Below are 14,073 nucleotides of genomic sequence, written 5' to 3'. Positions count from 1 at the left end.
GCTGAACTGGACGAATCGATTTCGATTTGCGGGGTGCTATGAGAATTGCTGTACTGGATGACGATCCGGCCCAGACGGATTTCGTCAGTCAAACGCTGACGGCCGCCGGCCACACATGCTATGCGTTCAAGGAAGGCAAGGCCCTGAAGAAGCGTCTGCAGCGCGAGACGTTCGATCTGCTCGTGCTCGACTGGAATGTGCCGGACATGTCCGGCGAGGAAGTGCTCAAGTGGGTGCGTGCGAACCAGACCGAGCACAGCCTGCCGATCATCTTCATGACGAGCCGCGACGACGAGGCGGGGATCACGCAGATCCTCAACGCCGGCGCCGACGATTATGTGGTCAAGCCCGTGTCGGGCCCGATCCTGCGCGCGCGCATCGGCTCGCTGCTGCGGCGCGCGTATCCGATCAACGCGGAGGCGACCGTTCGCGAGTTCGACCAGTTCCGCTTCGACGTGAACCTGAAGCAGGCGTACGTCGGCGACAAGGCCGTGAGCCTCACGCAGAAGGAATTCGAGCTCGCGCTGCTGCTGTTCCAGCACCTCGACCGACCGCTGTCGCGCGCGCACATTCTCGATCTCGTGTGGAAGCAGGCGACCGACATTCCGTCGCGCACGATGGACACGCACATCTCGATGCTGCGCACGAAGCTCGGCCTGCGGCCGGAAAACGGTTATCGCCTCGCGCCGATCTACGGCTACGGCTACCGGCTCGAGCGGGTCGGCCAGGGAGAACCGGAGTGACCCAGCGAATCACGCAGCGCACGGCGCGCTTGCGCACGGCGGCACTGTACGCGGCGTGCGCGGTCGCGTTCGCGTTCGCGGCACAGCAGGCCGTTGCGCAGCCGCCCGCTGCCGTGGGCAAGACGGTCGTCTACCGCACGCATGCCGGCGACACGCTGTACGACGTCGCCGCGCGCTACCTGCAGGGCCCGGACGACTGGCAACTCGTGCAGCAGATCAACGGCGTGCCCGCGCCGAAGCGCCTGCAGCCGGGCGTTGCGCTGAAGCTGCCCGTCGCGCGCTTGCGCAAGGAAAAGCTGACCGCGCGCGTCGTCGCAGTGCAGGGCACGGCCGAGCGCGCGTCCGGCGCCGCTTACGCGCCGCTCGTGAGCGATGCGACGCTCACCGAGGGCGACCGCGTGCGCACGGGCGCGAACGGCTTCCTGACGCTTGAACTGGCCGACGGCACGCACATGAGCCTGCCGCCCGACAGTCAGCTCGACCTGAAGACCTTGCGCCGCACCGTGCTGACCGGCACGCTCGATCGCGAATTCGAACTCACGCGAGGCTCGGTCGACAGCGAGGTCACGCATCTGAAGAAGCGCGACGACCGCTTCCAGATCCGCTCGCCGTCGGTCGTGGCCGGTGTGCGCGGCACGCGGTTCCGCGTGAACTACGACGCCGCCGGCAACGCGGCGACGCGCGTCGAGGTGCTCGACGGCACCGTCGGCGTCGCGGGCAAGCAGCAGTCGGCCGATCCGACGCTCGTGCATGCGAACTTCGGCAGCGTCTCGACGTCGTCCGGCGCGGTCGGCGCACCCGTGCCACTGCTGCCGGCGCCCGCGCTCATGCATCCCGACAAGGTGCAGGACGAGTCTGATCTCACCTTCGACATCGTGCCGCTCGAGCGTGCGCATGCCTATCACCTGCAGCTCGCGCGCGACGCGGGCATGCTCGAGCTGTTCAGCGAAACGCGCACGGTCTCGTCGCGCGCGGTGTTCCGCGAGGTGCCGAACGGTACGTACTTCGTCCGGATTGCCGCGATTGACGACAACGGCCTCGAAGGCATGCCTCACATTTACGCGTTCGAGCGGCGCCTGATGGGGCTCGACGCGACCGCGTCGGCCGGCCCGAACGGCTATGAGTTCCGCTGGTCGCCGAATGGCGCGAGCAAGGATGCGCGTTATCGGTTCGTTCTGTCGCGCTCGAAGGACCTGAGCGCGCCGGTCGTCGACCAGATGGGCCTGCAGGCGCGCAGGATCACGGTCGCGCACCTGCCGCCCGGCGACTACTACTGGGCGGTGACGGTCGAGGAGTTCGACGGCGGAAAGTTCTATCAGAAGACGAGTCCGGTCAGCGCATTCACGTTGTCGCGCTGACCCGCGGCGCATGAAAACCGACTCCGTTTCCCCGCGGCGGCGCCTCGGCCGCCGCTTCCTGATCGAGTGGATCGCGATCGGCTGCCTCGGGATCGCGGTAATCCTCGCGTGCGCGTTCGGCCGGTTCTCGTCCAGCGTCGACGGGCTCATCTACGACCGGCTGCTGATGCTGCGCAGCCTGCCGTTGTCGCCCGATGTCGTCATCGTCGACATCGACAACCAGAGCGTGTCCGCACTCGGCCGCTGGCCGTGGCCGCGCAGCGTGCACGCGCGGCTGCTCGACACGCTGGCGCGTGCGCAGCCGGCTGCCGTCGTCTACGACGTGCTGTTTACCGAGCCGTCGCCGGAAGATCGCGCGTTCGCGGACGCAATGACCCGTGTGCCGACCTTCCTGCCTGTCTTGCTGAGTCCCGAGCAGGCGGACGGCACGCGCACCATCGATCCGCCGGTGGCCGAGCTGTCGGCACGCACGATGGGGCTTGGCCACATCAATCTCGAAGTCGACCCCGACGGTATCGTGCGCAGCGTCGCGCTGTTCGAAAGCGACGGACGCGTGCGCTGGCCGCAACTGATGGTGCCCGTCTATCGTGCGATCCAGGCCGGCCGGCTGCATCCGGTCGGCGGTGTGCCCGGCGCGAATGCGCACGACCTGTCGCGCGACGCGACCGGGGAGGGCCGCTACCTGATCCCGTTCAGCCGCAACACGCCCGCCTATCCGACGCTGTCGTTCGACGACGTGCTCGAAGGACGCGTGAAACCCGACGCGCTGCGCGGCAAGATCGTTGTCGTCGGCGTGACCGCATCGGGCCTCTACGACCGCTTCGCGACCCCGGTGTCGGGTGACTTCGGCCCGCTCGCCGGCGTGTACATTCATGCGAACGTGCTCGACATGCTGGCCACCGGCAGCGCGATCCTGCCCGCGTCTCGTATCTGGCTCTTCGCCGCATCGCTGCTGCCGCTCGCCGTGCTGCTGGGCGGATTCCTGATGCTGTCGCCGTGGCGCGCGCTGCTGCTGACGCTGAGCCTGGCCGCGCTGTCCGTCGTCGCGAGCCTGGCGCTGCTGTTCGAGGCGCGCGTGTGGCTGTCGCCCGCGCCGGCGATCTTCGGGCTGATCGCCGTCTACCCGATCTGGAACTGGCGGCGCCTGGAAATGACGATGTCGTACCTGCGCCGCGAACTGCAGCGGCTGGCCGACGAGCCGCATCTGCTGCCCGAGGCGCCGCGCACGCGCAGCGTCGGCGGCGACGTGCTCGAACGGCAGATGGCGCTGATGGCGCAGGCCGCGCAGCGCGTCCAGGACATGAAGCGCTTCGTGTGGGACAGCCTCGACAGCATGCCGGAGCCGATCTTCGTCACCGACCTGGCCGGGACCGTGCTGATCGCGAACCACGCGGCGAAGCGCTACGGGGAGCGCCTCGCGCTGCCGCTGCCGGAAGGGCGGCCGCTGCGCGCCGCGCTCGGCGAGCTGACCTTCATGAAGACCGTCGACGGCAACGCCGAACACGACGTCACGATCCGCGAACACTGGCCGGCCGCGCTCGACCCGACGCTCGGGGCCGAAGACGAAGCGATGGCGCGCGGCATCGAGGTGCGCGATCGCGACGGGCTCGACCATCTGTTACGCTACGCCCCGTGTACGAATGCGCAGGGTCACGTGACGGGCTGGATCGCCGGCCTCGTCGACGTGACCGAACTGCACGCGGCCGAGCGGCAGCGCGAGGAGGCGCTGCACCTGCTGTCGCACGACATGCGCTCGCCGCAGTCGTCGATCCTCGCGCTCGTCGAGATCGAGCGCGATCGCGTCGAAACCGACGCGATGCGCGGGCTGCTCGCGCGGATCGAGCGGTATGCGCACCGCGCGCTGTCACTTGCCGACGAGTTCGTGCAGCTGGCGCGCGCGGAGTCGCAGGCATATCAGCTCGAACCGACCAGCCTCGTCGACGTGCTGATCGACGCGAGCGACGAAGTCTGGCCGCAGGCGCAGGCGAAGCGCATCCGCATCGAGACCGACGTCGGCACCGACATGTGCTGGGCGCGTGCCGACCGCTCGCTGATCACGCGCGCGTTCGTCAACTTGCTGAACAATGCGGTCAAATACAGTCCGTCCGACACGGTGATCACGTGTACGCTGACGGTCGAGCATGCGTCGAAGCGGATGTTCTGTACGATTCGCGATCAGGGGTACGGCATTGCGCCGGAAGATCAGCGGCATCTGTTCGAGCGTTTCAAGCGATTCCATGCGGGCGAGCGGCCTGAAATCTCGGGCTCGGGGCTCGGCATGGCATTCGTGAAGACGGTCGTCACGCGCCACGGCGGCAGCGTGACGGTCGACAGCGAAGTGGGTGTCGGCACCGCGGTGACGGTGTCGCTGCCCGCGATCGACGAGCCGTCCGCCTGACAGGGCCGGGCACGACGGCAGGCATTTGGGGGAAGTCATGAGAAAGGAATGGGCAGCGACCGCGGTGGCGGTGGCGCTGTTGACGGGTTGCGCCGGCGTCACGACCGGCGTGAGCGCGCTCGGGCAGCCGACCGCGTTCGAATCCGGGGCGCACGACTACGATTTCGTTCGCACGGCCGCTCAGGCGGACGACGCCGAATACCGGCAGATCGAGACGCTCGTGCGCGACGAACTCGCGCACCGCGGCTTCGACGCGCAGCCCGGCCGGGCCGCGCGCTACCGGCTGTCGATCGCGTACGCGACGCAGCCGGCGTCGGTCGCGGCGACGGCCGACCAGTGCGGTGCGGCAAGCAGCGCGTGCGTGACCGTCGACGGGCCGGCACCGTTGGCGCTGCCGTTCGCCGGCAAGGTGTACCGCCACGTGCTGACGCTGCGTTTCGCCGACGCGAAGTCGGGCGCCGACGTCTATCGCGTGTCGGCGTCGATGCGCGATCGCGATGCGGGCACGCAGCGGGCCGCGCCGACGCTCGTGAAGAGCGCGCTCGCGAAGCTGCCGTTCGAGCAGGGCGACGGCTGGCTCGTGAAGACGAAAAAAGACGACGCGGGCGCAATGCCAAGCGTCGTCTCTGTGAAGTCGGCCGCCATGCGCTGACGCGCCGGCCGTGAGGTGAGGGCGGGCCCGCCGCGCAGGCGAGGCCGGCCCGTGCCGCGTTCAGGCAGCCGGGTGCCCGTTGCCGCGCGCGCGCAGGTACGCGTCGAACTCTGCGCCGACTTCCGGGTGGCGCAGCGCGAATTCGACCGTCGCCTTCAGGTAGCCGAGCTTGCTGCCGCAGTCGTAGCGCGTGCCCTGGTACTTGTACGCCAGCACCTGTTCATCGGCGAGCAGCGCCTGGATCGCGTCGGTGAGCTGCAACTCGCCGCCCGCACCCGGCTTCAGCGCGCGCAGGTGTTGGAAGATCCGCGGCTTCAGGATGTAGCGGCCGACCACGCCGAGGTTCGACGGCGCGACTTCCGGCGCCGGCTTCTCGACGATCGCCGACATCTTGACGATCGACTCTTCCCATTCCTTGCCGTCGACGATGCCGTACGACTTCGTCTCCGACGGCGGGATCTCTTCCACGCCGATCACCGAGCTGTGATAGTGGTCGAACACATCGACCATCTGCTTCATCACGGGCGGGTTGCCGTCGAGCAGGTCGTCGGCGAGGATCACCGCGAACGGATTGTCGGCGACGAGCTTCTCCGCGCACAGCACCGCATGGCCGAGGCCGAGTGCTTCCGGCTGGCGCACGTAGAAGCAGTCGACGTGGCTCGGCTTGATGCTGCGCACGAGTTCGAGCAGTTTTTCCTTGCCGCGCGCCTCGAGTTCGGCCTCGACTTCGTACGACTTGTCGAAGTGATCCTCGATCGCGCGCTTGCTGCGCCCGGTCACGAAGATCATCTCGGTGATGCCCGCGGCGATCGCTTCCTCGACGGCGTACTGGATCAGCGGCTTGTCGACGACGGGCAGCATTTCCTTCGGGCTCGCCTTCGTTGCCGGGAGGAACCGCGTGCCGAGACCGGCAACGGGGAATACCGCCTTGGTGACTTTCAACATGATCGAACCTTTATTCCTGTAATCGACTTGTCAGACAGTCTATGTTCACGTTCCGATTATAGTGAACGCAAACGACCTTACTGTTTGTTACGCAGGCAACCGATCGAGCTGAGCGCGCAGTTTTTCCAGCGTGCTCTGGAATTCCGCGACGCGCTTCTGCTCCTGTTCGACCACGGCCGGCGGCGCTTTCGCGACGAACGCCTCGTTGCCGAGCTTCGCGTTGCACTTCGCGATTTCGCCCGTCAGACGCGCGATTTCCTTCGACAGGCGCTCGCGTTCGGCCGCGACGTCGATTTCCACCTTCAGCACCAGCTTGTTCGGGCCCACGATCGCGATCGGCGCGCCGTGCGCCGTCTGGTCGAGCGTCGCTTCGTCGGCCAGGATCTGCACTTCCGACAGGCGGGCGAGGGCCTGGACGTACGGCGCGAACGAGCGCAGGCGCTCGGCATCGCCGGCCGCGAGCAGCGGCACCTTGGTCGCCGGCGACAGGTTCATCTCGCCGCGCAGGTTGCGGCACGCGTCGACGATCGCCTTCAGGTCGGCCGCCCATTGCTCCGATGCCTCGTCGATCTTCTGCAGGTTCGCAATCGGATACGCCTGCGTCATCAGCGACGCTTCGCCCTCGGCCTTGCCTTGCGGATAACGGCCGGCGAGCGGCGCGACCTTCTGCCAGAGCGCTTCGGTGATGAACGGAATGATCGGGTGCGCGAGGCGCAGCACCGTTTCCAGCACGCGCAGCAGTGTGCGGCGCGTCGCGCGCTGCTGTTCCGGCGTGCCGTTCTGGATCTGCACCTTCGCGAGTTCGAGGTACCAGTCGCAGTACTCGTCCCACACGAACTTGTAGATGCTGGTGGCGATGTTGTCGAAGCGGTAGTCGGCGAAGCCCTTCGCGATGTCGGCCTCGGTGCGCTGCAGGAGCGACACGATCCAGCGGTCGGCCGCCGAGAAGTCGAGGTAGCCGCCGGGGCCGCAGTCGCCCGCGCCGCACACTTCCGGCTTGTCGGCGCCGCAGTCGTGGCCTTCGCAGTTCATCAGCACGAAGCGCGTGGCGTTCCACAGCTTGTTGCAGAAGTTGCGATAGCCTTCGCAGCGCGCGAGGTCGAAATTCACGTTGCGGCCGAGCGTCGCCATCGACGCCATCGTGAAGCGCAGCGCGTCGGTGCCGAACGCGGCGATGCCGTCCGGGAATTCCTTGCGCGTCTTCTTCTCGATGGTGGCGGCCTGTTTCGGGTTCATCAGGCCCGTCGTGCGCTTCGCGACCAGCGTTTCGAGGTCGATGCCGTCGACGATGTCGATCGGGTCGAGCGTGTTGCCCTTGCTCTTCGACATCTTCTGGCCTTCCGCGTCGCGCACGAGGCCGTGCACGTAGACGGTGTGGAACGGCACCTTGCCGGTGAAGTGCGTCGTCATCATCACCATCCGGGCGACCCAGAAGAAGATGATGTCGAAGCCCGTGACGAGTACCGACGACGGCAGGAAGTGCTTCAGTTCAGGCGTTTCGTTCGGCCAGCCGAGCGACGAGAACGGCACGAGCGCCGACGAGAACCACGTGTCGAGCACGTCTTCATCGCGCTTCAGCGCGCCCGTGTAGCCCTGCGCGGCGGCCTTCGCGCGCGCGTCTTCCTCGTTGCGTGCGACGAACACCTCGCCGTCCTCGCCGTACCATGCGGGAATCTGGTGGCCCCACCACAGCTGGCGCGAGATGCACCAGTCCTGGATGTTCTCGAGCCACTGGTAGTAGGTGGTCGTCCAGTTTTCCGGCACGAACTTGATCTGGCCGTTGCGCACGACGTCGAGCGACGTTTCGGTGATCGACTTGCCCGGGTTGAACGTGCCTTCCGGCGCCGGCTTCGTCATCGCGACGAACCACTGGTCGGTCAGCATCGGCTCGATCACGACGCCCGTGCGGTCGCCGCGCGGCACCATCAGCTTGTGCGGCTTCACGGAGTCGAGGAAGCCTTCCGCATCGAGGTCGGCGACGATCGCCTTGCGCGCGTCGAAGCGGTCGAGGCCGCGATACTGCTCGGGACCGTTGTCGTTGATCTTGGCGTCGAGCGTCAGGATCTCGATCGGCGTGAGGTTGTGGCGCAGGCCGACCTGGTAGTCGTTGAAGTCGTGCGCGGGCGTGACCTTCACGACACCCGTGCCGAACTCGCGGTCGACGTAGTCGTCGGCGATCACCGGGATCTCGCGGCCCGTCAGCGGCAGCGTGACGAGCTTGCCGATCAGGTGCGCGTAGCGTTCGTCCTCCGGATGGACCATCAGCGCGACGTCGCCGAGCATCGTCTCGGGACGCGTCGTCGCGACGGTCAGCGAGCCCGAACCGTCGACGAGCGGGTAGCGGATGTGCCACAGGTGGCCGTTTTCCTCCTCGCTCGCGACCTCGAGATCCGACACCGCGGTGAGCAGCACCGGATCCCAGTTGACGAGGCGCTTGCCGCGGTAGATCAGGCCCTGTTCGTAGAGCGTGACGAACACGTCGCGCACGGCGGCCGACATCTTGTCGTCCATCGTGAAGTATTCGCGCGTCCAGTCGGGCGACGCGCCGAGGCGGCGCACCTGGCCGGTGATCGTCGAACCGGATTTTTCCTTCCATTCCCACACGCGCTCGACGAACTTCTCACGGCCGAGGTCGTGGCGCGACACGCCCTGTGCGTCGAGCTGGCGCTCGACGACGATCTGGGTCGCGATCCCCGCGTGGTCGGTGCCGGGCAGCCACAGTGTGTTCTCGCCGAGCATCCGGTGGTAGCGGGTGAGGCCGTCCATGATCGTCTGGTTGAACGCGTGGCCCATGTGCAGCGTGCCCGTCACGTTCGGCGGCGGCAACTGGATCGAGAAATCGGGGCGGGCCGGATCGAAGGCCGGGGCCGCATAGCCGCGCTTTTCCCACTCCGGCCCCCATTGGGACTCGATGGTGCGGGGCTCGAAACTCTTCGCAAGCGTGTTGTCGCTCATGGTGGAAATCTGCCGAAAAATGCGTGAATTGGATGCCGAATCTGACAATTATAAATGGATGCACATCGGCCAGCCATCGCTTGCCCGCGCGGGCAGGTCGCAGGGGCACCGCAACACGGGCGACGGCATGCGGCGGAACGGATCGAAAACGGCATCGCGCGGCCGACTTATAATGGCGGGTCCGCACTTTTCTCGCACGTCCGCTGCCGCTCCATGCCCGATCTGCTCGCCAATCTGAACCCTGAACAATACGCCGCCGTCACGCTGCCGAACGAACCGGCGCTGATCCTCGCGGGGGCGGGCAGCGGCAAGACCCGCGTGCTGATCACGCGCATCGCGTGGCTGATTCAGCAGGGCTACGCGTCGCCGGCCACCGTGCTTGCCGTCACCTTCACGAACAAGGCCGCGCGCGAAATGATGGCGCGGCTGTCGGCGATGATGCCGATCGACACGCGCGGCATGTGGATCGGCACGTTCCACGGGCTGTGCAACCGGATGCTGCGCACGCACTGGCGCGACGCCGGCCTGCCGCAGACCTTCCAGATCCTCGACACGGCCGACCAGTTGTCCGCGATCAAGCGGCTGATGAAGGCGGCGAATGTCGACGACGAAAAATATCCGCCGAAGAACGTCCAGTACTTCATCAACAACGCGAAGGAGCAGGGGCTGCGTCCCGACAAGGTCGACGCGTCCGACAACTTCAACCGCAAGTTCGTCGAGCTCTACCAGGCGTACGACCAGCAGTGCCAGCGCGAGGGTGTCGTCGACTTCCCCGAGCTGCTGCTGCGCTGCTACGAGCTGCTCGCGTACAACGCGCCGCTGCGCGCGCACTACCAGGCGCGCTTCAAGCATATTCTCGTCGACGAGTTCCAGGACACCAACAAGCTGCAGTACGCGTGGCTCAAGATGCTCGCGGGCGGCGAGAACGCGATCTTCGCGGTCGGCGACGACGACCAGTCGATCTACGCGTTCCGCGGTGCGAACGTCGGCAACATGCGCGACTTCGAAGACGAATTCCGCGTGCGCAACCTGATCAAGCTCGAGCAGAACTACCGGTCGCACGGCAACATCCTCGACGCGGCGAACCAGCTGATCTCGAACAACTCGCATCGCCTCGGCAAGAACCTGCGCACCGACGCCGGCCATGGCGAGCCCGTGCGCGTGTACGAGGCGAGCACCGATGCGCAGGAAGCCGGCTGGATCGTCGAGGAGATCCGCTCGCTGATCAACACCGGGATGTCGCGCAGCGAGGTGGCCGTCCTGTATCGCAGCAATGCGCAGTCGCGTGCGATCGAGCACACGCTGATGACGTCGGGCATCCCGTATCGCGTGTACGGCGGCCTGCGCTTCTTCGAGCGCCAGGAAGTGAAGCACGCGCTCGCGTACCTGCGCCTGATCGACAACCCGAACGACGACACCGCGTTCGTGCGCGTCGTGAATTTCCCGACGCGCGGGATCGGCGCGCGCTCGATCGAGCAGCTCGCGGACGCCGCGCGCCTGTACGACTGCTCGATGGCCGCGGCGATCCCGTACGTCACCGGCAAGGCCGGCACGAGCCTCGGCGCGTTCGCGAACCTCGTCGCGAAGATGCGCGCCGAGACGCAGCAGATGAGCCTGCCGGAAACGGTCGAATACGTCGTGCGCGCGAGTGGCCTCGCCGATTTCTACCAGGGCGAGCGCGAAGGCCAGGACCGCCTCGAGAACTTGCAGGAACTCGTGAACGCGGCCACCGCGTTCGTCAGCGAGGAAGGTTACGGGCTCGATGCGCCGGCCCGCTCGATTCCGCTGCGCGCGGGCGCGATCGCGGCGCCGGAGCTTGGCGTGGCCGTCGACGATCCGACAGTCGACGTGCTCGATCCGGCGCCGCTCGGCGACCCCGCGCAGAACCCCGACACGATGACGCCGCTCGCGGGCTTCCTGTCGCACGCGTCGCTGGAAGCCGGCGACAACCAGGCGCAGGCCGGCCAGGACGCGGTGCAGCTGATGACGGTGCACGCGGCGAAGGGTCTCGAATTCTCGGCCGTGTTCATCACCGGCCTCGAGGAAGGGCTGTTCCCGCACGAGAACAGCGTGCTCGAATCGGATGGTCTCGAGGAAGAGCGGCGGCTGATGTACGTCGCGATCACGCGCGCGAAGGAGCGGCTCTACCTGTCGTTCGCGCAGAGCCGGATGCTGCACGGCCAGACGCGATACAACGTGCGCTCGCGCTTTTTCGACGAATTGCCGGAGCACGTGCTGAAGTGGCTCACGCCGAAGGTCGAGGCGGGTTCGCGCTGGGGCGGCCGCTCGGACAACGCCGGCTGGGGGCGCGACTGGTTCGCGCGGCCGGGCGGCGGCAGTCGCGAGCAGGTCGTCGACGCGGCGGTCTCCGCGCCGCTGCCGGCGTTCGCGAACAAGCAGCGCGCGGCGGACACCGGCTTCCGCATCGGCCAGCAGGTATTCCATACCAAGTTCGGCGAGGGGACGGTCACCGCGCTCGAAGGCAACGGCGCCGATGCGAAGGCGCAGGTGAAGTTCAAACGGCACGGCGAGAAGTGGCTCGCGCTGGCGGTCGCGAAACTGCAGGCGGTGGAATGATGAGCATCGCCATGACTGAAATGGTTTCGACGCGCCCGCTCGGCATTCTGGCAGCGCTGCCCGAGGAACTCGGCGACCTGATCGCCGCGATGCGTGCCGAAGGCGCGATGAAGACGATCACGCTCGGTCGCCGCGATTATCACGTCGGCACCGTGCATGGCGCGGCCTGCGTCGTCACGCTCGCGCGGGTCGGCAAGGTTGCGGCCGCCGCGACGGTCAGCGCACTGATTCATGTGTTCGGCGTGTCCGGCATCGTATTCACCGGCGTCGCCGGCGGCGTGTCGCGCACGGTACGCATCGGCGACGTCGTCGTCGCCGATCTGCTGCTGCAGCACGATCTCGATGCGTCGCCGCTGTTTCCGCGCTACGAGGTGCCGCTGCTCGGCATCACGCGGTTCGCGACCGATGCGGCGCTGACGGCTCGTCTGAAGGCCGCGTGCACGCTGTTCGTCGCCGAGGAGGGCGCGCGGTTCGCCGAGCGTTTCGGGCTGGCGGGTGCGACGTTGCACGGCGGGCTGATCATCAGCGGCGACCGCTTCGTGTCGAGCGAGCGGGAAGTCGTCGCGCTGCGCGACGCGCTGCCGGACGCGCTCGCGGTCGAGATGGAAGGTGCGGCGATCGCGCAGGTGTGCGCCGAGCACGACGTGCCGTTCGCCATCGTGCGCACGATCTCCGATACGGCCGACGATCACGCGACGCAGTCGTTCTCGCATTTCCTGTCGGCGATCGCGAGCAGCTATTCGTCCGGCATCCTCAAGCGTTTCCTTTCGCTGCATGCGACGACGGCGGCCTGAAGCCGCCGTCGCACTTTCCCTTCGAATCGGTCGGCCGGCCGCGGCACACATGCCGCGGCCGGTTCGTCACGTCTTCTTGCGCCGGCTGCTTTCGAGGTTCGGCAGGAACACCGTCAGCACGCCGATCAGCGGCAGGAACGAGCACACCTTGTAGACGAACGTGATGCTCGTCGCATCCGCGAGCTGGCCGAGCACGGCGGCACCCACGCCGCCCAGGCCGAACGCGAAGCCGAAGAACAGGCCCGCGACCATCCCGACCTTGCCGGGCATCAGCTCCGTCGCATAGACGAGGATCGCGGCGAACGCCGACGCCAGCACGACGCCGATGATCACGCTCAGCACGCTTGTCCAGAACAGGTTCGCGTACGGCAGCAGCAGCGTGAACGGCGCGACACCGAGGATCGACACCCAGATCACGTACTTGCGGCCGATCCGGTCGCCAACCGGCCCGCCGATCAGCGTGCCGGCCGCGACCGCCGCGAGGAACACGAACAGGTGGATCTGCGCGGCCTGCACCGACAGGTGGAACTTGTCGATCAGGTAGAACGTGAAATAGCTGTTGATGCTTGCGAGGTAGAAGTACTTCGAGAAGACCAGCAGCACCAGCACGCCGATCGCGGCGAGCACGCGGCCCTGCGACAGCGTCGGATGGCCGGCCGCCGCGGCCTTCTTCTTCATCGACGGATGCTTCTTGTACCAGTGGCCGATCTGCGTGAGGACGACCATCGCGACGAGCGCGGCCGCCGAGAACCACGCAATGCTGTGCTGGCCGTGCGGAATGATCACCAGCGCGGCGAGCAGCGGCCCGAGTGCCGAACCTGCGTTGCCGCCGACCTGGAACAGCGACTGCGCGAGCCCGTGCTGACCGCCCGATGCCATCCGCGCGACGCGCGACGATTCCGGATGGAACACCGATGAGCCGCAGCCGACCAGCGCCGCCGCCGCCAGCAGCGTCGGGAAGTTCTGCGCGGCCGACATCAGCAGCAGCCCCGCGAGGGTGAAGCCCATCCCGACCGGCAGCGAATACGGTTTCGGCCGCTTGTCCGTGTACAGGCCGACAAGCGGCTGCAGCAGCGACGCGGTGATCTGGTAGGTCAGCGTGATCAGGCCGATCTGCGCGAACGACAGCGCGAACTGGCTCTTGAGCATCGGATAGATCGCGAGGATCAACGACTGGATCATGTCGTTGAGCATGTGCGAGAAGCTGATCGCGCCGAGCACGGGGTAAACGGTACGCGGAGCGGGTGGGGCAGACGGCTGGGCTGCGGCTGTTGCGCCGGCGCCCGTATCGAGGCTGGTTTCCATGTGAGCTGAGCGAGTTGAGGTGGCGGGACGCGCTCTGATGGGGATCGGCGCGTTCGAATCGTTGTTGCGTCAAAGAAGTCTAATGTGGCGCATCGAGAATGTCAGGACAAGTTTTGTCGCGATTCGGACATTGCTGTGACGATTCGGCCATGACGCGTTTTTTGGCCAGGTATAACGCTGCGACGCTGCGGCGGGTCCGCCTTTCATCGGGCCGCGCGGGACCGGATCGGTGTTTGTCCGGACTCAAGGCGCGCCGATGGCGGCCGTAGAACGACGCAGCGACATCACAAGTGCGCCACGTGCGGCACCGGCCACGAGCCGGGCGAGCGCAGGGCGCGCGGCATGG

The 14,073-nt window shown here is 67.1% G+C and carries 9 protein-coding genes; 6 read left to right on the top strand and 3 right to left on the bottom strand.

Translation table 11 applies throughout. The annotated features are described in order from the left end of the window. The first annotated feature begins 38 nt into the window (after positions 1-38). Genes WS66_RS22665 through WS66_RS22650 form a run of 4 tightly spaced genes read left to right on the top strand, consistent with a single transcriptional unit; the run spans position 39 to position 5,151 of the window. Positions 39-743 (top strand): response regulator transcription factor, encoded by a 705-nt coding sequence (locus WS66_RS22665; RefSeq protein WP_059606548.1) that lies wholly within the window; start codon positions 39-41, stop codon positions 741-743. Continuing rightward, on the top strand, positions 740-2,101 hold the full coding sequence (locus WS66_RS22660) for a FecR family protein (RefSeq protein WP_059606550.1): 1,362 nt from the start codon (positions 740-742) through the stop codon (positions 2,099-2,101). The genes WS66_RS22665 and WS66_RS22660 overlap by 4 nt, the downstream gene beginning before the upstream one ends. A 10-nt stretch (positions 2,102-2,111) precedes the next feature. Then, a complete protein-coding gene (locus WS66_RS22655) occupies positions 2,112-4,499 on the top strand; it encodes a CHASE2 domain-containing protein (protein ID WP_059606552.1) in 2,388 nt (795 codons plus the stop codon). A 37-nt stretch (positions 4,500-4,536) separates the two neighbouring features. Beyond that, a complete protein-coding gene (locus tag WS66_RS22650) occupies positions 4,537-5,151 on the top strand; it encodes a DUF4136 domain-containing protein (protein ID WP_059606554.1) in 615 nt (204 codons plus the stop codon). A gap of 60 nt (positions 5,152-5,211) precedes the next feature. Here the strand turns inward: WS66_RS22650 and galU are convergent, their stop codons facing one another. Beyond that, on the bottom strand, positions 5,212-6,096 hold the full coding sequence (galU, locus tag WS66_RS22645; RefSeq protein WP_059606556.1) for a UTP--glucose-1-phosphate uridylyltransferase GalU: 885 nt from the start codon (positions 6,094-6,096) through the stop codon (positions 5,212-5,214). Positions 6,097-6,183: 87 nt separating this feature from the next. Then, entirely contained in the window at positions 6,184-9,051 is a 2,868-nt protein-coding gene (locus tag WS66_RS22640) for a valine--tRNA ligase (RefSeq protein WP_059606558.1), read from the bottom strand. Between the two features lie 213 nt (positions 9,052-9,264). On the opposite strand from WS66_RS22640, the gene WS66_RS22635 reads away from it, so the two are divergent. Together WS66_RS22635 and WS66_RS22630 are read left to right on the top strand one after the other, a co-directional pair. Then, complete coding sequence (locus WS66_RS22635; RefSeq protein WP_059606559.1) at positions 9,265-11,628, top strand: UvrD-helicase domain-containing protein; 2,364 nt, start codon at positions 9,265-9,267, stop codon at positions 11,626-11,628. Further along, a complete protein-coding gene (locus WS66_RS22630) occupies positions 11,625-12,422 on the top strand; it encodes a 5'-methylthioadenosine/adenosylhomocysteine nucleosidase (protein ID WP_059606561.1) in 798 nt (265 codons plus the stop codon). Before WS66_RS22635 ends, WS66_RS22630 begins: the two co-directional genes overlap by 4 nt. A gap of 66 nt (positions 12,423-12,488) precedes the next feature. Here the strand turns inward: WS66_RS22630 and WS66_RS22625 are convergent, their stop codons facing one another. Then, positions 12,489-13,727 (bottom strand): MFS transporter, encoded by a 1,239-nt coding sequence (locus tag WS66_RS22625; protein WP_059606563.1) that lies wholly within the window; start codon positions 13,725-13,727, stop codon positions 12,489-12,491. Positions 13,728-14,073 lie beyond the last annotated feature (346 nt).

Source organism: Burkholderia sp. LA-2-3-30-S1-D2 (genome assembly GCF_001523915.2).
GTDB lineage: Bacteria > Pseudomonadota > Gammaproteobacteria > Burkholderiales > Burkholderiaceae > Burkholderia > Burkholderia diffusa.
Note: the sequence above shows the minus strand (reverse complement) of the source record. Positions and strands in the feature narration are given on the sequence as shown.